The sequence below is a fragment of the Klebsiella sp. JN_Kp126 genome, from assembly GCF_033843325.1.
GTDB classification, from domain to species: domain Bacteria; phylum Pseudomonadota; class Gammaproteobacteria; order Enterobacterales; family Enterobacteriaceae; genus Klebsiella; species Klebsiella michiganensis.
Window position 1 is genome coordinate 77,722 of record NZ_JAWXQV010000086.1, and the last position, 24,195, is coordinate 101,916.

General features: G+C 57.4%; 24 protein-coding genes. 14 read left to right on the top strand and 10 right to left on the bottom strand.

What is annotated here, in order from left to right; genetic code table 11:
- The first annotated feature begins 5 nt into the window (after positions 1-5).
- Positions 6-1,100, top strand: coding sequence for an ABC transporter ATP-binding protein (locus SIK97_RS22165; protein ID WP_014229809.1), 1,095 nt, complete (start codon positions 6-8; stop codon positions 1,098-1,100).
- A gap of 7 nt (positions 1,101-1,107) precedes the next feature.
- Positions 1,108-2,247, top strand: a complete 1,140-nt coding sequence (locus tag SIK97_RS22170) for an alginate lyase family protein (RefSeq protein WP_014229808.1) — start codon at positions 1,108-1,110, stop codon at positions 2,245-2,247.
- A 170-nt stretch (positions 2,248-2,417) separates the two neighbouring features.
- Here the strand turns inward: SIK97_RS22170 and SIK97_RS22175 are convergent, their stop codons facing one another.
- Positions 2,418-2,762: a RidA family protein gene (locus tag SIK97_RS22175; protein WP_004113724.1), complete on the bottom strand. Its 345-nt coding sequence runs from the start codon at positions 2,760-2,762 to the stop codon at positions 2,418-2,420.
- Positions 2,763-2,894: 132 nt separating this feature from the next.
- Here SIK97_RS22175 and SIK97_RS22180 point away from each other — a divergent pair, with 132 nt between their 5' ends.
- The 5 genes from SIK97_RS22180 to rnd all read left to right on the top strand — a co-directional run bounded on the left by SIK97_RS22180 (position 2,895) and on the right by rnd (position 9,287).
- Complete coding sequence (locus SIK97_RS22180) at positions 2,895-4,805, top strand: ATP-dependent DNA helicase (protein ID WP_048263760.1); 1,911 nt, start codon at positions 2,895-2,897, stop codon at positions 4,803-4,805.
- Positions 4,806-4,872: 67 nt separating this feature from the next.
- Positions 4,873-5,568, top strand: coding sequence for a tRNA (adenosine(37)-N6)-threonylcarbamoyltransferase complex dimerization subunit type 1 TsaB (gene tsaB, locus SIK97_RS22185; RefSeq protein WP_004852009.1), 696 nt, complete (start codon positions 4,873-4,875; stop codon positions 5,566-5,568).
- A gap of 43 nt (positions 5,569-5,611) precedes the next feature.
- Positions 5,612-6,196, top strand: coding sequence for a Slp family lipoprotein (locus tag SIK97_RS22190; RefSeq protein WP_004852007.1), 585 nt, complete (start codon positions 5,612-5,614; stop codon positions 6,194-6,196).
- A gap of 208 nt (positions 6,197-6,404) precedes the next feature.
- Positions 6,405-8,090, top strand: coding sequence for a long-chain-fatty-acid--CoA ligase FadD (fadD, locus tag SIK97_RS22195; protein ID WP_100248262.1), 1,686 nt, complete (start codon positions 6,405-6,407; stop codon positions 8,088-8,090).
- A gap of 81 nt (positions 8,091-8,171) precedes the next feature.
- Positions 8,172-9,287 (top strand): ribonuclease D, encoded by a 1,116-nt coding sequence (gene rnd, locus SIK97_RS22200; RefSeq protein WP_004852003.1) that lies wholly within the window; start codon positions 8,172-8,174, stop codon positions 9,285-9,287.
- Positions 9,288-9,351: 64 nt separating this feature from the next.
- Here the strand turns inward: rnd and minE are convergent, their stop codons facing one another.
- Genes minE through minC form a run of 3 tightly spaced genes read right to left on the bottom strand, consistent with a single transcriptional unit; the run spans position 9,352 to position 11,159 of the window.
- Positions 9,352-9,621 (bottom strand): cell division topological specificity factor MinE, encoded by a 270-nt coding sequence (gene minE, locus SIK97_RS22205; RefSeq protein ID WP_002910902.1) that lies wholly within the window; start codon positions 9,619-9,621, stop codon positions 9,352-9,354.
- A 3-nt stretch (positions 9,622-9,624) separates the two neighbouring features.
- Complete coding sequence (gene minD, locus SIK97_RS22210; RefSeq protein WP_004103267.1) at positions 9,625-10,437, bottom strand: septum site-determining protein MinD; 813 nt, start codon at positions 10,435-10,437, stop codon at positions 9,625-9,627.
- Between the two features lie 23 nt (positions 10,438-10,460).
- Positions 10,461-11,159, bottom strand: coding sequence for a septum site-determining protein MinC (gene minC, locus SIK97_RS22215; RefSeq protein ID WP_004852000.1), 699 nt, complete (start codon positions 11,157-11,159; stop codon positions 10,461-10,463).
- Between the two features lie 126 nt (positions 11,160-11,285).
- Between minC and SIK97_RS22220 the strand changes: the two genes are divergently transcribed.
- From SIK97_RS22220 to SIK97_RS22230, 3 genes are all read left to right on the top strand, one after another.
- The gene (locus tag SIK97_RS22220; protein WP_004138522.1) at positions 11,286-11,567 is read left to right on the top strand and encodes a YcgL domain-containing protein; all 282 of its coding nucleotides are present in this window, start codon (positions 11,286-11,288) and stop codon (positions 11,565-11,567) included.
- A gap of 17 nt (positions 11,568-11,584) precedes the next feature.
- Positions 11,585-12,244, top strand: coding sequence for a fumarylacetoacetate hydrolase family protein (locus tag SIK97_RS22225; RefSeq protein WP_047723588.1), 660 nt, complete (start codon positions 11,585-11,587; stop codon positions 12,242-12,244).
- A gap of 94 nt (positions 12,245-12,338) precedes the next feature.
- Positions 12,339-12,785 (top strand): YcgN family cysteine cluster protein, encoded by a 447-nt coding sequence (locus SIK97_RS22230; protein WP_004851995.1) that lies wholly within the window; start codon positions 12,339-12,341, stop codon positions 12,783-12,785.
- Between the two features lie 8 nt (positions 12,786-12,793).
- Here the strand turns inward: SIK97_RS22230 and SIK97_RS22235 are convergent, their stop codons facing one another.
- The 3 genes from SIK97_RS22235 to nhaB form a co-directional block, all read right to left on the bottom strand.
- Positions 12,794-13,138, bottom strand: coding sequence for a DUF1971 domain-containing protein (locus SIK97_RS22235; RefSeq protein ID WP_004103255.1), 345 nt, complete (start codon positions 13,136-13,138; stop codon positions 12,794-12,796).
- A gap of 116 nt (positions 13,139-13,254) precedes the next feature.
- On the bottom strand, positions 13,255-13,785 hold the full coding sequence (gene dsbB / locus SIK97_RS22240; protein ID WP_014229804.1) for a disulfide bond formation protein DsbB: 531 nt from the start codon (positions 13,783-13,785) through the stop codon (positions 13,255-13,257).
- Positions 13,786-13,914: 129 nt separating this feature from the next.
- Complete coding sequence (gene nhaB, locus SIK97_RS22245) at positions 13,915-15,468, bottom strand: sodium/proton antiporter NhaB (protein WP_025106151.1); 1,554 nt, start codon at positions 15,466-15,468, stop codon at positions 13,915-13,917.
- 245 nt (positions 15,469-15,713) lie between these two features.
- On the opposite strand from nhaB, the gene fadR reads away from it, so the two are divergent.
- Entirely contained in the window at positions 15,714-16,433 is a 720-nt protein-coding gene (gene fadR / locus SIK97_RS22250) for a fatty acid metabolism transcriptional regulator FadR (protein ID WP_004851987.1), read from the top strand.
- A 59-nt stretch (positions 16,434-16,492) separates the two neighbouring features.
- Here fadR and SIK97_RS22255 read toward each other — a convergent pair whose 3' ends face one another.
- Positions 16,493-18,025, bottom strand: a complete 1,533-nt coding sequence (locus SIK97_RS22255) for a SpoVR family protein (RefSeq protein WP_004138526.1) — start codon at positions 18,023-18,025, stop codon at positions 16,493-16,495.
- A gap of 321 nt (positions 18,026-18,346) precedes the next feature.
- On the opposite strand from SIK97_RS22255, the gene SIK97_RS22260 reads away from it, so the two are divergent.
- A complete protein-coding gene (locus tag SIK97_RS22260) occupies positions 18,347-19,645 on the top strand; it encodes a D-amino acid dehydrogenase (RefSeq protein ID WP_004851984.1) in 1,299 nt (432 codons plus the stop codon).
- 12 nt (positions 19,646-19,657) lie between these two features.
- Positions 19,658-20,728: a catabolic alanine racemase DadX gene (gene dadX, locus SIK97_RS22265; protein ID WP_057173640.1), complete on the top strand. Its 1,071-nt coding sequence runs from the start codon at positions 19,658-19,660 to the stop codon at positions 20,726-20,728.
- Between the two features lie 16 nt (positions 20,729-20,744).
- On the opposite strand, the gene SIK97_RS22270 is transcribed toward dadX, so the two are convergent.
- Together SIK97_RS22270 and ldcA are read right to left on the bottom strand one after the other, a co-directional pair.
- Positions 20,745-22,478 (bottom strand): potassium/proton antiporter, encoded by a 1,734-nt coding sequence (locus SIK97_RS22270; protein WP_004851981.1) that lies wholly within the window; start codon positions 22,476-22,478, stop codon positions 20,745-20,747.
- A gap of 92 nt (positions 22,479-22,570) precedes the next feature.
- A complete protein-coding gene (gene ldcA, locus SIK97_RS22275; RefSeq protein WP_057173638.1) occupies positions 22,571-23,485 on the bottom strand; it encodes a muramoyltetrapeptide carboxypeptidase in 915 nt (304 codons plus the stop codon).
- Between the two features lie 95 nt (positions 23,486-23,580).
- Here ldcA and emtA point away from each other — a divergent pair, with 95 nt between their 5' ends.
- Entirely contained in the window at positions 23,581-24,192 is a 612-nt protein-coding gene (gene emtA, locus SIK97_RS22280) for a membrane-bound lytic murein transglycosylase EmtA (RefSeq protein WP_009651970.1), read from the top strand.
- Positions 24,193-24,195: the final 3 nt, after the last annotated feature.

Here is a 24,195-nt window from a genome sequence, read left to right on the forward strand (position 1 = left end):
TAACGATGGGATCGGTTGTATTAAATAGCGTGCGCAAATCATACGGGGATGCCCACGTCATTAAAGATGTGTCGCTGACGATTCCGGACGGCGAGTTCTGCGTCCTCGTTGGCCCCAGCGGCTGCGGCAAATCCACGCTGCTGCGCATGATTGCCGGGCTGGAGGAGATCTCCGGCGGCGAAGTGCATATCAACGAGCGTAACGTCACCGAGGTGGAGCCGAAGCTGCGCGACATTGCGATGGTGTTCCAGAGCTATGCGCTCTACCCGCAGATGACGGTGCGTGAAAATATGGGCTTTGCCCTGAAGATGGCTAAGCTGCCGAAAGCGGAAATCAGCCAGAAGGTGAATGAAGCGGCGGCGCTACTGGGGCTGGAGCCGCTGCTGGAGCGCCTGCCCAAAGATCTCTCCGGCGGCCAGCGCCAGCGCGTGGCGATGGGGCGGGCGATCGTGCGTAAGCCGCAGGTGTTCTTGTTCGATGAACCGCTCTCCAACCTTGACGCCAAGCTGCGAACCCAGGTACGCGGTGAGATCCGCGAACTGCATCGTCGGCTGAAAACCACCTCGGTGTACGTCACCCACGATCAGATTGAAGCCATGACCATGGGGCAGATGATTGTGGTGCTGCGCGACGGGCGAATAGAGCAGGCGGGGACCCCGCTGGAACTGTACGACCGGCCGGCGAATCTGTTTGTCGCCGGGTTTATCGGCTCGCCGGAGATTAACCAGCTGCCGGGCGTCGTGGTCTTGAACGGTAGCGCCACCAGCCTGCGTCTGAAAGATGGCTCCCTGTTGGCTTTGCCCGCCGGTTTACGGGTCACCGATGGCCAGCAGGTGGTGTACGCCATTCGCCCCGAACAGGTCAACGTGGTTCATGAAGCGCGGGACGATGCGCTGGCGGCGAAGGTGACGGCGGTGGAGAACACCGGCTCGGATATGCAGCTCTTCTGCGATACCGGCGGCGGGGCGTTTACATCGGTGTTCAAACAGCGTCTGGCCGTAAAAGAGGGCGATAAGATCTGGCTGCAGCCGAAGCTCGCCGGCGTGCACCTGTTCGATGCGCAAAGCGGCCAGCGCATAGCCTGCCGGGAGGGAAATTAAGGTGGCGATGAAGCTGTACACCCTTGACGAAACCTGCCTGGAAAACGCCCGGGCGGGCCTGAAGCAGCCCTTCTCGCCGCTGCAGCTGGCGCTAAGCAAGCTGGTATCGGAGGCGGATATCCTGCGTCGGGAAGCGCCGGAAAGCGTGGTACATAAAAAGCTGCGCCCGGCGAGCGGCGACGCGCACGATTACTACAGCCTGGGGACCTACTGGTGGCCAAACCCGCGGCGGCCCAACGGACTGCCCTATATTCGCCGCGACGGGCATATTAATCCGCAGTGTGAGAACAACGACACGGATACCTCGCGCATTATCCGCATGTGCGAACGGTGCCTGACCCTCGGGCTGGCGTGGTACTTCACCGGTCAGCGCCAGTACGCGCAGGCGGCGGCTGCGCAGATCCGCTGCTGGTTCCTTGATGCGGAAACGCGGATGAACCCGCATCTGAATTATGGCCAGGCGATCCCGGGGATTGTTTCCGGTCGCGGTACCGGGCTTATTGATACCCGCTTAATGTGGATGGTGGTGGACACCATCGGTTTGATTAACGCGGCGAGCGTGCTTGATACCGACGATATCATCGGCCTGCACCAGTGGTTCCGCGACTTTAACCACTGGATGTACTACAGCGACATCGGCCACTCTGAGTACGTCTGGCACAACAACCACGGCACCTGGTACGACGCTCAGCGGACGGTTAACGCGCTATTTTATGGCGATAAAGGGCTGGCGGCGCGGATCATCGAGCAGGGGATCACCCAGCGGATGGCGGCGCAGATTGACCAGGACGGCAGGCAGACGATGGAGCTGGAACGTACCATTCCGTTCCACTACTCGCTGTTTAATCTGGAGGCGCATCTGCTGCTCAACCGCTACGCCGAACACGTTGAGTTCGATCGCTGGAATGCCATCCGCGATGGGCGAGGCGTGAAGCAGGGGATTGATTACCTGGTGCCGTTTATCCGGGAACCGGATCTCTGGCCCTATAGCGACCTGCAGGGAATCGTGTGGGATAGCGCGCTGCGCGTGCTGCTGCAGTCAGTGCGGGGCTATGCAAAACAATCTGCCAGCTATCGTGAAGCGCTGAAATGTGTGCCGCAGGAGACGCTGCAGCTGAAGGAACAGCTGATGTGGTGTCCGGGCTGATAGAACAATACTTCTTGCCTCGCGACGGCGCTGTGCCCGATCGGCCTGGCTGCTATGTAGCCCGGATAAGGCGTTTACGCCGCTATCCGGGGAATGCGCCGGATAGCGGCTTTGGCGCGGCTTCTTCCCGGGCGGCGCTACGCTTGCCCGGGCTACGGGGCCACGCTGTCTTACACGGCGGCGATGATTTTAATCTCGACTTTGTACTTCGGATTCATCAGCTTCGCCTGCACCGTACAGCGCACCGGGGCATGACCGGCGACGACCCACGCATCCCAGGCCTGGTTCATCGCCGCAAAGTCTGCGCCGTCGGCAAGAAAAATCGTCGCATCAAGAATACGCGACTTGCTGCTGCCCTGTTTCTCCAGCACGGCGTCAATCTGCGCCAGGGTATCGGCGGTTTGCGCGCAGGCATCGGCATCAAGGTTGGACGGCACGCCGGTGTAGTACAGCGTCTGGTTGTGAATCACCACATCAGACCAGCGGGCTTCGGCATCAATACGCGTAATGGTCATGTTTATTTCCTCTTTGTTCCGGTTCATTAAGCTGCGGCAAGACTGCCATAATGTTTCACCTGCGTCACTACCCGCACTGGCGAAAACGACTCCACCCTGAAATAATCACTGTCCAAATAACCAGGGGGTAATGTGATCGACGATTTTGCAGCAGACGGCCAGCTGGCCAGCGCGATTGCGGGATTTAAACCACGCGAGCCGCAGCGTCAGATGGCTTTCGCCGTCGCCAGCGCGATTGAAGAAACCCGTCCGCTGGTGGTTGAGGCGGGGACCGGGACCGGGAAAACCTACGCCTACCTGGCGCCTGCGCTCCGCGCCAATAAGAAAGTCATTATCTCCACCGGCTCGAAAGCGCTACAGGATCAGCTCTACAGTCGGGATTTACCCACTGTCGCCAAAGCGCTGAAGTACACCGGTAAGCTGGCCCTGCTGAAAGGGCGTTCGAACTACCTGTGCCTGGAGCGGCTGGAACAGCAGGCGCTCGCCGGCGGCGACCTGCCGGTGCAAACCCTCAGCGATGTCATTCTGCTGCGTTCGTGGTCTAACCAGACCGTTGATGGCGATATCAGCACCTGCGTTAGCGTGGCCGAAGATTCCCAGGCCTGGCCGCTGGTCACCAGTACCAACGATAACTGCCTCGGCAGCGACTGCCCGTTATATAAAGACTGTTTTGTGGTGAAGGCGCGGAAAAAGGCGATGGATGCTGACGTGGTCGTCGTCAACCACCATCTGTTCCTCGCCGATATGGTGGTCAAAGAGAGCGGATTTGCCGAGTTGATTCCCGAAGCGGAAGTGATGATCTTCGACGAAGCGCATCAGCTACCGGACATCGCCAGCCAGTACTTCGGCCAGTCGCTCTCCAGCCGCCAGCTGATGGACCTGGCGAAAGATATCACCATTGCTTATCGCACCGAACTCAAAGACACCCAGCAACTGCAGAAATGCGCCGACCGCCTGGCCCAGAGCGCGCAGGATTTTCGCCTGCAGCTGGGGGAACCCGGCTATCGCGGCAACCTGCGCGAGCTGCTGGCGGATAACAACATTCAGCGCGCGCTGCTGCTGCTTGATGATGCGCTCGAACTCTGTTACGACGTGGCAAAGCTGTCGCTGGGCCGCTCGGCGCTGCTCGACGCCGCCTTTGAGCGGGCCACCGTCTACCGCGGCCGCCTGAAGCGGCTCAAAGAGACCAACCAGCCCGGCTTTAGCTACTGGTATGAGTGCACTTCGCGTAATTTTACTCTGGCGCTGACTCCGCTGACGGTGGCGGATAAGTTTAAAGAGGTGATGGCGCAAAAATCGGGGAGCTGGATTTTTACCTCGGCGACGCTCTCGGTCAATGACGATTTGCACCACTTTACCGAACGCCTGGGAATTGGCGAAGCGCAAACCCTGCTGCTGCCCAGCCCCTTTGATTATGCCCATCAGGCGCTGCTGTGCGTACCGCGCAATTTACCTTTGCCGAACCAGCCCGGCGCGGCGCGCCATCTGGCGGCGATGCTCAAACCGCTGATTGAGGCCAACGACGGGCGCTGCTTTATGCTCTGCACCTCGCACGCCATGATGCGCGATCTGGCGGAACAGTTCCGCGCCACCATGACGCTGCCGGTGCTCCTGCAGGGAGAAACCAGCAAAGGTCAGCTTTTGCAGCAGTTCGTCAGCGCCGGAAATGCGCTGCTGGTGGCGACCAGCAGCTTCTGGGAAGGGGTGGACGTGCGCGGCGATGCGCTTTCGCTGGTGATTATCGACAAACTGCCGTTCACCTCGCCGGACGATCCGCTACTCAAAGCGCGGATGGAAGATTGTCGCCTGCGCGGCGGCGATCCTTTTGACGAGGTCCAGCTACCGGACGCGGTGATTACCCTTAAACAGGGGGTGGGGCGTCTGATTCGCGACATCGACGATCGCGGGGTACTGGTTATCTGCGACAACCGTCTGGTGATGCGTCCCTACGGCGCGGTCTTCCTCGCGAGCCTTCCGCCTGCGCCGCGCACGCGCGATATCCGCCGGGCGGTGCGTTTTCTTGCGGTGCCGCCGGCGAGGTAATCCGGCGCAAAATGTGGTAAGCTGCGCGCCATTTTGTCAATCTGCTAGAGCGAGAGCGCGACAACCCATGCGAATTTTAGCTATCGATACCGCCACGGAGGCCTGCTCCGCGGCGCTGTGGAATGATGGCACCCTCAGTGCTCATTTTGAAATCTGCCCCCGTGAACATACCCAACGTATCCTGCCCCTGGTGCAGGATGTCCTCAATGAAAGCGGAACGCTATTGACCGAGCTTGATGCGCTGGCCTTTGGCCGCGGGCCGGGGAGCTTCACCGGCGTGCGTATCGGTATCGGTATCGCGCAGGGGCTGGCGCTGGGGGCCGGGCTGCCGATGATCGGCGTATCTACGCTGGCGACCATGGCGCAGGGCGCGTGGCGGAAAAACGGCGCCACCCGCGTGCTGGCGGCCATCGACGCCAGAATGGGCGAAGTCTACTGGGCGGAATATCAGCGCGATGAGCAGGGCGTCTGGCACGGCGAAGAGAGCGAGGCGGTGCTGAAGCCGGAAGCGGTTCGCGAGCGGCTTCAGCGGCTGGAAGGCGAGTGGGCCACCGTGGGCACCGGCTGGCAGGCGTGGCCGGATATGGCTCGCGACTGCGGTTTAACGCTCGTCGATGGCGACATTCAGCTGCCTGAAGCGCAGGATATGCTGCCGCTGGCCTGCCACCTGTTTACGGCGGGAAAAACCGTGGCCGTCGAACACGCTGAGCCAGTTTATTTACGTAATGAAGTGGCGTGGAAGAAACTTCCTGGCCGCGAGTGAATCTCAGTAACTATATGTCTGAGAAGAAGGAAGGAGTCGCGTCATGGCGGGTCAAAAAAGGGTAGTGCGTTGGTTAGTCGCGGCAGCAGTCGTTGCTGCGCTGAGCGGGTGCGCTTCGGTGCCGGATGCCATTAAGGGCACCACCCCGACGCCGCAGCAGGATTTAGTCCGCGTGATGAACGCGCCGCAGCTGTATGTCGGTCAGGAAGCGCGTTTTGGCGGTAAGGTCGTCAGCGTGCAGAATCAGCAGGGTAAAACTCGCCTGGAAATTGCCACCGTTCAGCTTGACGACGCCGCGCGTCCGGAGCTGGGCGAAGCGTCGCGCGGGCGTATTTTTGCCGACGTGAACGGCTTTATCGACCCGGTGGATTTTCGCGGACAGCTGGTTACCGTGGTTGGCCCGATCGTCGGCGTCGTCGACGGTAAAGTGGGCAATACGCCGTATAAATTCATGCTGATGAACGCCACTGGCTACAAACGCTGGAACGTAGTCCAGCAGGTGGTCATGCCGCCGCAGCCGATGATGGACCCGTGGATGTTCGGCCCGCGTCCGTGGGGCTACGGGTACGGCGGCTGGGGCTGGTATAACCCCGGTCCTGCCGAAGTCAGAAACGTTGTAACCGAATGATTTTGTAGTCTTTGTAAGCAAAAAGAAACAGCGGCTGGTCCGCTGTTTCTTCGTTTTCAGTCAAATAAGAAAAATAAATAGTGACGCGCTTCGCAACCTGTACAACGGCTAATTAATAAACTGGTACGCTGAGTTAATATAATGTTAACAAAATGTTTGTTGATCAGGGGCTGTGATGACGACGAATAACTATTTCAGAGGTGATGCAGTGAAAAAGGTTTGGCTAAACCGTTATCCCGCGGACGTTCCTGCGGAGATAAACCCTGACCGCTATCAATCCCTGGTTGAACTGTTTGAACACGCCGTCCGCCGCTATGCCGATCAGCCGGCCTTTATCAATATGGGCGAGGTGATGACCTACCGTAAGCTGGAGGAGCGCAGTCGGGCGTTCGCCGCTTATCTACAGGAAGGGTTAGGCCTGCAAAAAGGCGACCGCGTCGCCCTGATGATGCCTAACCTGCTGCAGTATCCGGTGGCGCTGTTTGGTATTCTGCGCGCCGGCATGATCGTGGTGAACGTTAATCCGCTTTACACCCCGCGCGAACTGGAGCACCAGCTCAACGACAGCGGCGCCGCCGCCATTGTGATCGTTTCCAACTTCGCGCATACCCTGGAAAAGGTGGTTGATAAAACCCAGGTCAAGCACGTGATCTTAACCCGCATGGGCGATCAGCTTTCCACGGCGAAAGGGACGCTGGTTAACTTTGTGGTGAAGTACATCAAACGGCTGGTGCCAAAATATCATCTGCCGGACGCCATCTCGTTTCGCAGCGCGCTGCAGCATGGCTACCGTATGCAGTACATTAAGCCGGAAATCGTCTCTCAGGATCTCGCTTTTCTCCAGTACACCGGCGGGACCACCGGCGTGGCGAAGGGGGCGATGCTGACTCATCGTAATATGCTGGCGAACCTTGAGCAGGTCAACGGCACCTACGGGCCGCTGCTGCACCGCGGTAAAGAGCTGGTTGTTACCGCGCTACCGCTGTACCACATTTTTGCCCTGACCATGAACTGTCTGCTGTTTATAGAGCTGGGCGGGCAGAACCTGCTGATCACCAATCCGCGCGATATTCCAGGCCTGGTCAAAGAGCTGGCGAAATATCCCTTCACCGCGATGACCGGGGTCAACACCCTGTTTAACGCGCTGCTCAATAACAAAGAGTTTCAGCAGCTCGATTTCTCTTCACTGCATCTCTCCGCCGGCGGCGGAATGCCGGTACAGCAGGTGGTGGCGGAGCGCTGGGTTAAGCTGACCGGGCAGTATCTGCTGGAAGGCTATGGCCTGACGGAGTGCGCGCCGCTGGTGAGCGTCAATCCGCACGATATCGATTATCACAGCGGCAGTATCGGCCTGCCGGTGCCCTCCACCGAAGCGAAGCTGGTGGGTGATGACGATAATGAAGTCGCGCCGGGAGAACCGGGAGAGCTGTGCGTGAAAGGGCCGCAGGTGATGCTGGGCTACTGGCAGCGTCCGGACGCGACCGCTGAAATTATCAAAGACGGCTGGCTGCATACCGGCGATATCGCGGTGATGGATGAAGAGGGCTTCCTGCGTATCGTCGATCGCAAAAAAGATATGATTCTTGTCTCGGGCTTCAACGTCTATCCGAATGAAATCGAAGATGTGGTGATGCAGCACGCCGGGGTTCAGGAAGTGGCCGCGGTCGGCGTGCCGTCCGGCAGCAGCGGTGAAGCGGTGAAGATTTTCGTGGTCAAGAAAGATCCGGCGCTGACGGAAGAGATGCTGATCGCTTTCTGCCGTCGCCAGCTAACCGGCTACAAGGTGCCGAAGCTGGTGGAGTTTCGCGATGAGCTGCCGAAATCCAACGTCGGGAAAATTTTACGTCGAGAACTGCGTGACGAAGCCCGTGCTAAAGTAGACAATAAAGCCTGAGCTAAGAGTGAATCGCCAGACGCCGGCTAAGCCGGCGTTTTTTATGGGCGCAAGTTAAGAGAGTATGATTTGAACTATCAGATGATCACCACCAACGATGGCCTTCGCGCCGTCTGCGACGCGGCAAGCGCGGTTTCCGCCATCGCGCTGGATACGGAATTTGTCCGTACTCGTACCTACTACCCGCAGCTCGGTCTGCTCCAGCTGTTCGACGGCAGCCAGGTTTCGCTGATTGACCCGCTGGTCATCACCGACTGGGAACCGATGCGTGAACTGCTGCTGAATAAAGATGTGACCAAATTTCTGCACGCCGGCAGTGAAGATCTGGAAGTATTCCTCAATGCTTTTCATTTGATGCCGCAGCCGCTGATCGACACGCAAATTCTCGCCGCTTTTTGCGGCCGCCCGATGTCGTGGGGCTTTGCGTCGATGGTGGAAGAGTTTACCGGCGTGGCGCTGGACAAGAGCGAGTCCCGCACCGACTGGCTGGCGCGCCCGCTGACCGAACGCCAGTGCATTTATGCTGCCGCCGACGTCTGGTACCTGCTGCCGATTGCCGGAAAGCTGATGGCTGAAACCGACAGCGCAGGCTGGCTCTCCGCCGCCCTGGATGAATGTCAGCTGATGCAGCAGCGGCGTCAGGAGATTCAGGATCCCGCCGAGGCGTGGCGCGATATCGGTAATGCCTGGCAGCTGCGTACTCGTCAGCTGGGCTGCCTGCAGCTGCTGGCGGAGTGGCGTCTGCGCAAAGCGCGCGAGCGCGATCTGGCCGTCAACTTTGTGATCCGGGAAGAGCATTTGTGGAACGTGGCGCGCTATATGCCCACCAGCCTCGGGGAGCTTGACAGCCTCGGACTCTCGGGCAGCGAAATTCGTTTCCACGGCAAGACGCTGATCGGCCTCGTCGAGAAAGCGCAGGCGCTGCCGGAAGAGGCGCTGCCAGAGCCGCTGCAGAACCTGATCGACATGCCGGGCTACCGCAAGCTGTTTAAGGATATCAAAGCGCTTGTGCAGACCGTGAGCGCCGAGAAGGGCGTCAGCGCGGAGCTGCTGGCCTCAAGAAGACAGATTAACCAGCTGCTGAACTGGCACTGGGGGCTTAAAAACGGCAACGGGCAGCCTGAACTGGTTTCCGGCTGGCGCGGAGAATTGATGGCCGATCGCCTGAATGCGCTATTGAGCGACTACCCGCGCTAGCGCCGAACGGCATAGAGAAAAACCGGCTTCGCGCAGCGTTGCCGGTTTTTTTATACCTTCAGGCTCAGGACTTCGACTCTTCAGTTTCCGGCAGGGTCACGTTCAGCTCCAGAATCGAAATATCACCGTCCCTCTGCTCCAGCTGTACGCTGACCATTTCCGGGTCGATTTGCACATACTTGCAAATCACTTCGAGAATGTCTTTGCGCAGCTGCGGAAGATAGTGCGGTTCAGCGTCGCCGCGGCGGCGCTCCGCGACGATAATTTGCAGGCGCTCTTTCGCAATGTTGGCCGTGTTCTTTTTCCGCGAGAGAAAAAAGTCGAGTAATGCCATAATTTATCCTCCGAACAGGCGTTTGAGGAAACCTTTCTTCTCTTCTTCTACGAAGCGGAAAGGGCGTTCTTCTCCGAGCAGACGTTCAACGGTATCGGCATAGGCTTTACCCGCATCCGAGGCGTCATCCAGAATAACCGGTTCGCCCTGGTTAGACGCGCGCAGCACGGACTGATCTTCCGGAATCACGCCCACCAGATTGATGCGCAGAATTTCCAGCACGTCTTCCATGCTCAGCATGTCACCTTTGTTCACGCGGCCTGGGTTATAGCGCGTCAGCAGCAGATGCTCTTTAATCGGATCTTCGCCCCTTTCCGCGCGGCGGGATTTGGAGGCCAGGATGCCAAGGATACGGTCGGAGTCGCGAACGGAGGAGACTTCCGGGTTGGTGGTGATGATGGCTTCATCAGCGAAGTACAGCGCCATCAGCGCACCGGTTTCGATGCCTGCAGGGGAGTCACAGACGATAAAATCAAAATCCATTTTTTTCAGTTCTTCGAGAACTTTGTCTACGCCTTCGCGGGTCAGGGCGTCTTTGTCACGCGTCTGGGAGGCCGGAAGGATGTAGAGGTTTTCCGTGCGCTTGTCTTTAATCAGCGCCTGGTTCAACGTGGCATCGCCCTGGATGACGTTGACGAAGTCATAAACGACCCGGCGTTCACAGCCCATGATCAGATCGAGGTTACGCAGGCCGATGTCGAAGTCGATAACGACCGTTTTCTTTCCCTTCTGGGCCAAACCAGTAGCGATGGCCGCGCTGGAGGTGGTCTTGCCAACGCCTCCTTTACCCGAAGTCACAACAATAATGCGTGCCATAGAAATTCCTTGTTAAAAAGGGATTAATTCAACGATTGAATCGTCAAAGCGCTGTCGTCTAAACGTAGACGGGCCGCTTTGCCATAAAATTCGGCCGGAATGTTATCACTCAGCCAGTATTCCCCGGCGATGGAAACCAGTTCCGCCGAGAGGTTGCTGCAAAATATTTGGGCGTCTCTGTCGCCGCCGGCGCCGGCAAGCGCACGTCCCCGCATCATGCCATATACATGGATATTACCATCGGCAATAAGTTCAGCCCCGGCACTCACATGGTTTGTAACAATTAGATCACAGTGTGGCGCATAAATACGCTGACCGGAACGTACCGGCTGATCGATCAAGCGCGTTTTTGTGATCTGATTAACAGCTGGCGGCGGGGCAACGGGTTCTGGCGCGGCCTGACGGGTAATTTTTTCTTTCCCTTCGGTTAATAAAGGGATCCCGGCGCGGTCAATTTCGGTTTTCAGCCGAGGAAGTTTACATCCGCTTACGCCCATAATACGCAGGCCGGTAGCCGCGATAGCCTCATGAAGAGGGCGCCAGTCGACGTCATCTTCAATGCTGCTGATATTCACCACCACGGGGGCATGACGTAAAAAGGCGGGAGCCTGGGCGATTTTGTCTTCTAACGCCTGACGAATAACCTCGGGATTTGCATCGTGCAAATGAATCACAGATAAGGTGAAGCTACTGCCCTTAAGTTCGATTGGCGTATTTGACATCCTGGCCTTACTCAATTTGCTGTTTATCACTCGCTGAAGTGCGGTGATATTCCGAAGACTAAAAGGCATGTTATAGTCACTCATATATAGAGGCAAGTGACCACAGGTCTAATTCCGAGTAAAACTATGTTTTGTGTGATCTATCGAAGTACTAAACGTGAGCAAACCTATTTATATGTCGAAAAAAAGGACGATTTCTCCCGCGTTCCTGACGAATTAATGTATAGCTTCGGTACGCCCAAACTGGCAATGATTTTACCGCTCGATGGGCGAAAAAAACTCATCCACGCCGATTTGGATAAAGTGAAACAGGCGCTGGCCGATCAGGGCTATTACCTTCAGCTCCCTCCTCCGTCTGAAAATTTACTCAAGAAACACCTGGCGGAACAGGGGAATAAATCTGATTAACCCACAGAGGGAAAACAATGTACCAACATCATAACTGGCAGGGTGCGCTACTGGATTATCCGGTAAGCAAAGTGGTGTGCGTGGGCAGCAACTACGCAAAACACATCAAGGAGATGGGCAGTGCGACGCCGGAAGAGCCGGTGCTGTTTATTAAACCTGAGACGGCGCTATGCGACATCCGCCAGCCGTTGGTGCTTCCTGAGGGGCTGGGGTCGGTGCACCACGAGGTTGAGCTGGCGGTGCTGATTGGCGGCACGCTGCGTCAGGCGACGGACGAACATGTGCTCAAAGCCATCGCCGGCTATGGCGTGGCGCTGGACCTCACTCTGCGCGATCTGCAGGGCAAAATGAAAAAAGCCGGGCAGCCGTGGGAAAAGGCGAAAGGCTTTGATAACTCCTGCCCGATTTCGGGGTTTATTCCCGCCGGCGAATTTCACGGCGACGCGCAGAATACGCCGCTGAGCCTGAAGGTAAACGGCGAGGTGCGCCAGCAGGGCACGACGGCCGACATGATTCATAAAATTGTGCCGCTGATCGCCTATATGTCGCGCTTCTTCACCCTGAAAGCCGGTGATGTGGTGCTGACCGGCACCCCGGAAGGCGTGGGGCCGCTCGCCAGCGGCGACGAGCTGGAAGTCGGTTTTAACGGGTTTTCGCTGACCACCCGCGTGCTGTAACGACCGCTTGCCGCCTTCTCCGGGCGGCAAAACTTGCATCGGCGTGCCAGACTGGTTATAAGGTGCACCCTGAACTGCAATGACGGACATCCCAATGAGCGAACAACCTTTCTGGCAACACAAAACACTGGATGAAATGAGCGATGCGGAGTGGGAATCACTTTGCGACGGCTGCGGACAGTGCTGCCTGCATAAGCTGATGGATGAGGATACCGACGAAATCTACTTCACCAACGTCGCCTGCCGTCAGCTTAATATCAAAACCTGCCAGTGCCGTAACTATGAGCGCCGTTTCGAATATGAACCGGACTGCATTAAGCTCACCCGCGACAACCTGCCTACGTTTGAATGGCTGCCGCCGACCTGCGCCTATCGTCTGCTGGCGGAAGGTCAACCGCTGCCGCACTGGCACCCGCTGTTAACCGGTTCGAAGGCGGCGATGCATGGCGAACGCATCTCCGTTCGCCATATTGCAGTGAAAGAATCCACGGTGGTTGACTGGCAGGACCATATCCTGAACAAACCAGACTGGGCGCAGTAGGCGCTCAGTTAGCCTTTCTTCGCGTGGAATAGCCCGCTTTCACCGTCGGCGTCATCTGCAACCCAAAAGTTAATATTGAACTGCGCGTCGTCGCTAAGTTCAATGCGGTGCCAGTACTGCGGCGGGCTGGTCGCGAACTGTCCGGCGTTGATAACGACCTTTGCTTCAGGCTCTGTCGCCTGTTCGTCGGCGAAACCATAATAGGTTACCGTACCTTCCATCACGCAAAGCTGGCCGAAAACACCCGCAGCGGTGTTGTGGTGCGTCAGCAGAGCGGCAGGGACGTTCTGTTTGGTAAAGAATGGGGTGGAGCGTTTTACCTTCCAGCTAGCGGGAATACGCAAATGAGACATCATGTGCTCCTTAGTTAACATCGATAAGTTGCATTTAATATGCAACTTTATGTGACCGACGTCAACGTGCAGGCAAAAAAAACGCTCCCGGAGGAGCGCTTTATCAGCAATCGTTCTTAGCGGCCAAACAGATCGCGCTTTTTAGGTTTAAACGGCTGTGCGATAAGCACCAGCGCGCCGACAACCAGATAGGCGGCGAAGATCCCGACCAGCCACTGCGGCATTTCCAGCGTCAGGAATTCCCACTGGCGTACGGAGCAGTCACCGGTGGCGACAAATACCTGAGGCAGCCATTTATCCAGCGGCAGCCACGTGGGGAAACGAGCGGCGAAATCGCAGGTCTGGAAGGGGGAAGGGTGAAGCTGAATCATGGTGTGTTCCCATGCCAGCTGCAGCCCGCGCAGGGCGCTGTAGAGCCAGATAATAATCGCCACATAGCGCAGAGGCGATTTTGGCGCGATGGCGCCGACAATACCGGCACCCATAATGCCAAAAAGCGCGCAGCGTTCGTAAATACAGAGTACGCAGGGTTGCAGCAGCATGACGTGCTGGAACCACAAAGCAACCAATTCAAGAACAAACGCGGTAAGCGCCATCAGGAGCCAGGCACCGCGTCCCCTTGAGCACTGGTTTAAATATCGCAACATAATCATTTCCCTGGAACATGCTAAATCATGGCAGTGTAAACGAAAACCGAAGCGACGCCAGCAGCTAGTCTGAAAATATTACGTAAGCGAATATGGAATACCCGGATTTTTGATCCGGGTATTGCTTTTTTATTTCAGCAGCTGAGGCGTCACCAGCCAACCCTGCTCCAGCATCCACTGGGTCGCCGGCATCAAGGTAAACTCGACGCACGCCAGGCCCACCAGGGTCAGGACGAGAGTATACGGCAGCGCCATCCACACCATACGGCCATAGGAGAGGCGAATCAGCGGGGCCAGCGCGGAGGTGAGCAGGAACAGAAACGCGGCCTGACCGTTCGGCGTGGCGACGGATGGCAGGTTAGTACCGGTATTAATGGCCACCGCCAGCAGCTCAAACTGCGGCAGGCCGATCGTCCCATGCTCCAGGGCCGTCTTCACTTCGTTGATGTACACGGTGCCGACGAAGACGTTATCCGAAATCGACGATAGCAGGCCGTTAAACAGATAGAACAGCGATAGCTGGGCGTGCGGCGAGGCCTGGAGAACAAATTCGATCACCGGGGCAAACAGGTGCTGATCGATGATCACCGCCACGACGGCAAAAAAGACCGTCAGCAGCGCGGTAAACGGCAGCGCTTCGGTAAACGCTTTGCCGATGGCGTGTTCGTCGGTGACGCCGGAAAAAGTCGTTGCCAGAATGATGACCGACAGGCCAATCAGGCCGACTTCCGCCAGATGCAGCGCCAGCGCAACGATCAGCCAGACGCCAATAACCCCCTGGGCGATAAGACGCAGGCGATCCTGACGGCTGCGGCTCTGACGGCTACGATCGTCGAAATCCTGTAGCACTTTGCGCACCGTAGGCGGCAGCGGTTCGCCGTAGCCAAACAGGCGGAATTTCTCCAGCAGCAGGCAGGTGAGCAGGCCGCATACCAGCACCGGTAAGCTTACCGGCAGCATGCGTATGAAGAATTCACCGAAGTGCCAGCCCGCGGCTTTGGCAATAATCAGGTTCTGCGGTTCGCCGACCATCGTCATTACGCCGCCGAGCGCGGTGCCGACCCCGGCGTGCATCATCAGGCTGCGCAAGAAGCCGCGAAACTGCTCCAGAACATCGCGATAGTGCTGCTCGATATGGCTGTCGTCGAGCATGTTGTCATCGTCCGGCCGCGCCGAAGCGGCTTTGTGATAAATACCGTAGAAGCCAACGGCTACGCTGATCACGACGGCGACAACGGTCAACGCGTCGAGGAAGGCGGAGAGGAAAGCGGACGCGACGCAAAACGCCAGCGACAGCAGCATCTTGCTGCGAATGCCGAGCAGCAAACGGGTGAAGATGAACAGCAGCAGCTGCTTCATGAAGTAGATACCCGCCACCATAAACATCAGCAGCAGCAGGACTTCAAGATTACTGGCCACTTCTTCGCGAATATGCCCGGGCGTGGTCATACCGATAAATACCGCTTCAATAGCCAGCAGGCCGCCCGGCAGCAGCGGATAACATTTAAGCGCCATCGCCAGGGTGAAGATAAATTCGATAACCAGCAGCCATCCGGCAATAAACGGATGAAGATAAAAGACCAGCGGATTAACGATCAGGAAAATGATGAGAGTGAGTTTGTACCAGTCCGGGGACTGACCAAGAAAGTTGCGCCACAGGGCGCGGCCATACGACATTTCCACGACAGACATCCTTTCTCCGTCAAATTCTGAAACATGATTTTATGCGTAACTATACGCAAGATTACCAGTTGCGCAAAACGAGACGCAACTTTCTTCGCATCACGTTCTTTAGCCACAGAAAGTGTGAAATGAAAAGTTGAAAATGAAACGGCGATCCCTTTTTAATTACTTTCTGGCGCTATCTGCCTTATGGCCGCTCTGGTATGATGAGTCGAATAGCAACGCTGTGTAATGGAAATCTTATTATGGTCATTAAGGCGCAAAGCCCTGCGGGTTTCGCTGAAGAGTACATCATTGAAAGTATCTGGAATAACCGCTTCCCTCCTGGTTCAATTCTTCCCGCTGAACGTGAACTTTCTGAACTGATTGGTGTTACCCGTACAACCTTACGTGAAGTGTTGCAGCGTCTGGCCCGCGATGGCTGGTTAACCATTCAGCACGGTAAGCCTACCAAAGTGAACAACTTCTGGGAAACGTCAGGTCTGAATATTCTCGAAACCCTCGCGCGTCTCGATCACGACAGCGTTCCGCAGCTGATTGATAATCTGCTGTCCGTGCGTACCAATATTTCGACTATTTTTATCCGCACCGCTTTCCGTCAGCACCCGGATAAGGCGCTGGAGGTTCTGGCGAGCGCGCGTGAAATTGAAGACCACGCCGATGCGTTTGCCGAGCTGGATTATAATATCTTCCGCGGTCTGGCCTTTGCTTCAGGTAACCCCATCTACGGCCTGATCCTCAACGGGATGAAAGGTCTGTACACCCGCATAGGTCGTCACTATTTTGCCAACCCGGAAGCGCGTAGCCTGGCGCTCGGCTTCTATCATCAGCTGGCGAAAGTATGTGAAGAAGGGCTTCATGAACAGGTTTATGAAATCGTTCGCCGCTACGGGCATGACAGCGGGGAGATTTGGCATCGTATGCAGAAGAATTTGCCGGGTGACCTGGCGATTAATATGCGCTAGGCCCCGCCCACGAATAAACAACGCCCGGTGCTGTCACCGGGCGTTTTGCTGTTTACGCGCTACAGCGGATTGGGCCGCGGCGGCGTACGTTCCAGCAGCTCAACGCTACCATCGGCGTTTTGCTGCTCCAGAAGAACGTCAAATCCCCACAGGCGGTGGACGTGCTTCAGCACCTCGCGGCGGCCTTTATCCAGCGGCACGCGGTTGTGCGGCACGTAGCGCAGGGTGAGCGAACGGTCGCCGCGCAGATCCACATTCCATACCTGAATGTTCGGCTCGAGGTTGCTCAGGTTGTACTGCGCTGAAAGCTTCGAACGAATCTCACGATATCCCTCTTCATTATGAATGGCGGATATTTCCAGATAGTTGTTGTGATCGTCATCGAGCACGGTAAAGAAGCGGAAATCGCGCATGATTTTCGGCGACAGGAACTGGCTGATAAAGCTTTCATCCTTGAAATCGCGCATGGCGAAGTGCAGGGTTTCGAGCCAGTCGGATCCGGCAATATCCGGGAACCAGTACCTGTCCTCTTCCGTCGGCGACTGACAAATACGTTTGATATCCTGGAACATGGCGAAACCCAGCGCATAGGGGTTAATGCCGCTATACCACTGGCTGTTATAGGGCGGCTGGAACACCACGTTGGTGTGGCTGTGCAGAAACTCCAGCATAAAGCGCTCGGTGACTTTTCCTTCATCATAAAGATGATTCAGGATGGTGTAGTGCCAGAAGGTCGCCCAGCCTTCGTTCATCACCTGAGTCTGCTTCTGTGGATAAAAATACTGGCTGACCTTACGCACGATACGCAGGATCTCACGCTGCCATGGCTCCAGCAGGGGCGCGTTTTTCTCCATAAAGTAGAGCAGGTTTTCCTGCGGCTCAGAGGGATAGCGGCGCGCCGCTTCAATGGTCTTTTCCTCTTCGCGCTTCGGCAGGGTGCGCCACAGCATATTCACCTGGCTTTGCAGATACTCTTCCCGGCTTTTTTGCCGCGCTTTTTCCTCCTGCAGCGAGATTTTCTGCGGGCGTTTATAGCGGTCAACGCCGTAGTTCATCAAGGCGTGGCAGGAGTCGAGCAGCTTCTCGACTTCATCAACGCCGTAGCGCTCTTCACATTCGGTGATGTATTTACGCGCGAAGATGAGATAGTCGATGATGGAGCTGGCGTCGGTCCAGCTGCGAAAGAGGTAGTTATTTTTGAAAAACGAGTTGTGCCCGTAGCAGGCGTGCGCCATCACCAGCGCCTGCATGGTGATGGTGTTCTCTTCCATCAAATAGGCGATACAGGGGTTGGAGTTAATGACGATTTCATAGGCCAGCCCCTGTTGCCCGTGCTTATAGGCCTGTTCGGTCTCAATGAATTTTTTACCAAACGACCAGTGCGGATAGTTAATCGGCATCCCGACGCTGGAGTAGGCATCCATCATCTGTTCGGAAGTAATGACTTCGATTTGGTGCGGATAGGTGTCAAGACGATACAGCTTCGCCACCCGATCGACTTCTGCCAGATAGGTCTCCAGCAGCTCAAAAGTCCAGTCGGGTCCATCGCTTAAACGGGTTGTGTCCTTGTTCATGGAATCAATCGTAGCCATTAGCGCGCCCTCGTTGTTGATGGTTCTCTCTGTACGGAAAACCTCTTAACAAGCATAGAACACGGCGTCGCAAACTGCGTGCATCCGCATTTTCTTTTCTTCGCGATTTCACAATCTTAAAGGCGTTGTTTTACGGTTTAAACAGGATTTTATTCTGTAGAAAAATGAGGCGCAGCAGGAGATGGTAAACCGACGGGGGCAGTGCTGGCGCAGAACCCTGTGAGATAAGTCACCATAAATAAAGCGTATGTTGAATAATATTTTCATCTGAGTTATCAATTTGTAATCAGATGATTGTTCTTTAACGATTACGGAGCCGCTATGCGCGTCGTCATACTGGGAAGTGGGGTAGTTGGAGTCGCTAGCGCCTGGTACTTAAGCCAGGCAGGACATGAAGTGACGGTTATCGATCGTCAGCCGGGGCCGGCCGAAGAGACCAGCGCCGCTAACGCCGGGCAGATCTCTCCCGGCTACGCTGCGCCGTGGGCGGCGCCGGGAGTACCGTTGAAGGCGATTAAGTGGATGTTCCAGCGCCACGCGCCGCTGGCTATCGGGCTGGATGGCACTCCGTTCCAGCTGAAATGGATGTGGCAGATGCTGCGCAACTGCGACACTCGCCACTATATGGAAAACAAAGGGCGTATGGTGCGCCTGGCGGAGTACAGCCGCGACTGCCTGAAGGCGCTGCGCGAGAGCACCGGTATCCAGTATGAAGGCCGGCAGGGCGGCACGCTGCAGCTTTTCCGCACCGACAAGCAGTTCGAAAACGCGACCCGCGATATCGCGGTACTGCAGGAGGCGGGCGTGCCTTACCAGCTGCTGGAGGCAAACCGCCTGCTGGACGTTGAACCGGCGCTGGCGGAAGTGAGCCATAAACTGACGGGCGGTTTACGTTTACCTAATGATGAAACCGGCGACTGCCAGCTTTTCACCACGCGTCTGGCCCTGATGGCGGAACAGGCGGGCGTGACTTTCCGTTTTAATACACCGGTGGATGAACTGCTCTATGAAGGGGATCTCATCTCCGGCGTGAAGTGCGGCGCTGAAATCATCAAAGCCGACGCTTACGTGATGGCATTCGGATCATATTCGACGGCCATGCTGAAAGGGCTGGTGGATATTCCGGTCTACCCGCTGAAAGGCTATTCGCTAACGATTCCGATCGCGGAAGAAGACGGCGCGCCGGTTTCGACTATCCTTGATGAAACCTACAAAATCGCCATCACCCGTTTCGACAGGCGTATTCGCGTTGGCGGAATGGCGGAAATTGTTGGATTTAATAAAGAACTGCTGCAGCCGCGGCGTGAAACCCTGGAGATGGTGGTGCGCGATCTGTTCCCGCGCGGCGGCCACGTTGAACAGGCAACCTTCTGGACCGGACTGCGTCCGATGACCCCGGACGGTACGCCGGTGGTGGGCCGCACGGCGTATAAAAATCTGTGGCTCAACACCGGCCACGGCACGCTGGGATGGACCATGGCCTGCGGTTCAGGCCAGCTGATCAGCGATCTGATCTCCGGGCGTACGCCGGCGATCCCGTATGACGATCTTGCCGTCGCCCGCTACGGCCGCGGCTTTACGCCGGCCCGCGCTCAGCATCTGCATGGCGTTCACAATTAACAAGGAGCTTTCATGTCTCGTCCTGTAAAGGCCAGCATTGATATGTCAGCCTTACGCCAGAATCAACACATTGTTCGCCGCGCGGCGCCCGGCTCGCGCCTGTGGGCGGTGGTCAAAGCCAATGCTTATGGCCACGGCCTGGCAAGGGTCTGGAACGCGCTGAGCGCCGCGGACGGTTTCGCGATGCTCAATCTTGAAGAGGCGATCCTGCTGCGCGAGCTCGGCTGGAAAGGGCCGATACTGATGCTGGAAGGTTTCTTCCATGCCGATGAGCTGGCGCTGTTTGATAAATACCGATTGACTACCAGCGTGCACAGTAACTGGCAAATCAAGGCGCTGCAGCAGGCGAAGCTGCACGCCCCCCTCGATATTTACGTCAAGGTGAATAGCGGGATGAATCGGCTGGGTTTTATGCCGGACCGTTTGCACATCGTCTGGCAGCAGCTGCGAGCGCTCGGTAACGTCAGCGAAATGACGTTAATGTCGCATTTCGCCGAAGCGGAAAACCCGGACGGCATTGTCGAGCCGATGCGGCGCATTGAGCAGGCGGCGGAAGGGCTGGATTGCCCGCGCTCGCTGGCGAACTCGGCGGCAACCTTGTGGCATCCGGAGTCGCATTTTAACTGGGTGAGGCCGGGGATCGTGCTGTACGGCGCCTCGCCTTCCGGCCTGTGGCAGGACGTGGCCAACACCGGGCTGAAACCGGTGATGACGCTAAGCAGCGAAATTATTGCCGTACAGAACCTGAAAGCCGGTGAAGCGGTCGGCTACGGCGCAACCTGGCGCGCGGCGGAGGAGCGGCGTATCGGCATCGTTGCCTGCGGCTATGCTGATGGTTACCCGCGGCTGGCGCCGAGCGGTACGCCGGTGCTGGTTGACGGCGTACGCACCGTGACGGTCGGGCGCATCTCAATGGATATGCTGGCCGTGGATTTGACCCCATGCCCGCAGGCAGGGATCGGCGCGCCGGTTGAGCTGTGGGGCAAAGAGATCAAAATTGACGATGTCGCGGCCGCCTGCGGCACCGTCGGATATGAATTAATGTGCGCGCTCGCGCCGCGCGTACCGGTTGTGACGGTGTAACTTAGCCTGAGGCGGATCACTCCGCCTCATCTTCCGCCATCCGTACGCCAACCCGCAGTACGTGATCCTCTTCTTTTTCCGCCACCGTCCACACCATCCCGGCAAATTCCACCTGGTCGCCGACCACCGGGGCGGCGCCTAACAGGTGCTGTATGACGTCACCCAGAGACTGCTGGCGATCGCGAAACTCTTCTCCCCCGTCAATGCCGTAAATCTGCGCGACGTCGGCAAATCTGGCACTGGCATCGAGAATAAAATCACCGAAGAAGCGCTGATCCAGCGCCACCGGCGGCGACTGGCTGAACAGTTTACCCAGCGCGGGCAGGTCGCGCTCGCGGCCAATCACGCAGAGAATATCGCCTTCCAGCAGTCGGGTACTGCCGGTAGGGTGCAGGAGTACGTTGTCGCGAAACAGCGCGGCAATCCGCGTCTCCGGCGGCATATGCAGGTCGCGCAGCGCCGCGCCGACGCACCATTTTTCGGCGCTAAGCTGGTACACGAACTGCTCCCACGGGTTTTCCGGATGGATATCCAGCCCGACGCGGGAGATGGGCGAGCCGACCGGCGGCACCACCACTTTGGCTTTCTTCGCCGCCCAGGAGAGCGAGGTCCCCTGTAAAAGCAGCGAGACCAGCACCACGAAGAAGGCCACGTTAAAGAACAACCGCGCATTCTCCAGGCCCGCCATCATCGGGAAGACGGCGAGAATAATCGGCACCGCGCCGCGCAGGCCCACCCAGCTGATAAATATCCGCTCGCGCAGGTTGAAGCCGCGAAACGGCAGCAGACCGGCAAACACCGACAGCGGACGGGCGATAAAGATCATCCACATCGACAGAATGAGCGCCGGGATGGCGATAGGCCACAGGTCGGACGGGGTGACCAGCAGGCCGAGCACCAGGAACATGGCGATCTGCGCCAGCCACGCCAGGCCGTCGAAGTTTTGCAGGATACCGTGGCGGTTGCGAATCGGCCGGTTGCCGAGCAGGAATCCGCACAGGTAGACCGCGAGGATGCCGCTGCCGTCCAGCGAGGTGGTGGCGGCGAAAATCATGATCCCGCCGCTCAGCGCCAGCAGAGGATAAAGCCCGGCCGGCAGCACAATGCGATTAATCATCTGCAGCAGCAGATAGCCGCCGCCGAGGCCAATAGCGATACCCAACCCGAACTGCTGCACGATATGCACCGCGAACATCCAGCTCAGGCCGGTCTCGTGCTGCTGAATCATCTCGATAAGAGTAATGGTCAGGAACACCGCCATCGGGTCGTTGCTGCCGGATTCAATTTCCAGCGTCGAGCCGACGCGTTCGTTCAGCCCTTTACCGCCGAGGAGTGAGAACACCGCCGCGGCATCGGTTGAGCCGACGATAGCGCCGATCAGCAGCCCTTCAATCAGGTTGAGATGAAACAGCCAGGCCGCCATCAGTCCGGTCAGGGCCGAGGTGATCAACACCCCGACCGTGGCGAGCGAGAGGGCGGGCCACAGCGCCACGCGAAAAGAGCTGGCCTGAGTGCGCATCCCGCCGTCAAGCAGGATAACCGCCAGCGCCAGGTTGCTCACCATGTAGGCGAAAGGGTAGTTGTCAAACGGAATGCCGCCGATACCGTCAATGCCCGCCAGCATCCCAATCGCCAGGAAGATAACCAGAATCGGGATACCGAGGCGTGAGGAAAAGGAACTTAATAAAATACTACAGGTTACTAAAACAGAACCCAGGATAAACAGACTGATGACCGCAGCGGCGTCCAATGTTGACGTACTCCTTACCGGCGTGAAGATAAATTAAAAACTACACCATTTTAACAATCTGACGCCGATCGGGATATGCGTTAGAGGAATTTTTATTCCGCCAGAACCGGGTGGCCGCTGATGCTTAACGTGGTGATGGATGCGTTGTTGACCAGCAATGCTCTGGCGCCAAGCGGCAGGGTGACCGTACGCTGCTCGTGACCGAAATCCAGGCCGCTGATGACCGGAATGTTAAGCTGCTGGCGAAGGTAGTCGTATACCATCGGCAGATCGTATCCGGCATCGTAGTCGTTGGCGTCTGCGCCGGTAAAACTGCCGAGGATAATCGCCCGCTGGCGCGCGAGAATACCGCTGTTGAGCAGCTGTAATAGCATGCGTTCGACGCGGAACGGGTGTTCGTTAATATCTTCCACCACCAGAATTCCGTCGCTAATCTGCGGCATCCACGGAGTGCCGATAAGCGAAGCCAGCATCGCCAGGTTGCCGCCCCACAGCGTGCCGTCGGCGCGACAGTCCGGGCCTTCACCGTGCCATTCGAGCGTAAACGCCGGGTTGCGCAGCGCCTGCCAGAAATGGTGCTCGGTAAATTCGTTCAGCGTTTCAGCGCCGAAGTTTCCCGCCAGCATCGGCCCGCTAAAAGTGATTATGCTACCCTTTGCCAGCAGCCCCAGCTGGATGGCGGTGAAATCGCTGTGGCCGCAAATAAGCAGCGGATCCTGCTGCTGGCGCGCGATCAGCGCCTGCCAGTCAATCTGCGGCAGCAGGCGAGTCGCGCCGTAGCCGCCGCGTACCGCCAGCACGATGCGGTTTTTACCGGCGAGGGCGGCGAGCTGGTTGATATCGGCAAGGCGTTCATTCTCAGTTCCGGCAAAGCGCAGCGCCCGGCGGGGAATGACTTCCTGGTGCGTGACCTGGTGCCCGGCCTCCTGCAGACGCTGCACGCCGCGATACGCCGCCTCCTGGTTGATGCAGTAACCGGAAGGGGCGACGAGATAAAACTGAGACATGACAATTCCTTGCTAAGAATGAAAGGGTTATCATGCCGCCTGGAGCGTTTATTGTCATCTCCGTGCGGCAAACTTCAGCCAATAAGGATAGATGTGTGAAATTGAGATGGTGTGTTTTTTTATGTGTATTGTTGGCCGGTTGTAGTTCAAAACACGATTATCGTAACCCGCCGTGGAACCCGGAAGTCCCGGTTAAGCGGGCGATGCAGTGGATGCCAATCAGCGAAAAAGCCGGTGCGGCGTGGGGCGTCGATCCCCAGCTGATTACCGCCATCATCGCCATTGAGTCCGGCGGTAACCCGACGGTGGTCAGCAAATCCGGCGCGGTTGGCCTGATGCAGCTGAAGCCCTCGACCTCCGGTCGCGATGTTTACCGGCGGATGGGCTGGAGCGGAGATCCTTCGGTGAGCGAGCTGAAGAATCCCGAGCGCAATATTTCGATGGGGGCGGCCTACCTCAGCATCCTCGAAAACGGTCCGCTGGCGGGGATTAAAGACCCGCAGGTGATGCGCTATGCGGTGGTGGTGTCCTATGCCAACGGCGCGGGCGCGCTGCTGCGGACGTTCTCGTCCAATCGCCAGGATGCGATTGAAGAGATTAACGATATGGACGCCGATGATTTCTTTGAGCACGTGGTGAAAAAGCACCCGGCACCGCAGGCGCCGCGCTATATCTGGAAGCTGCAGAAGGCGCTGGACGCCATGTAAAGG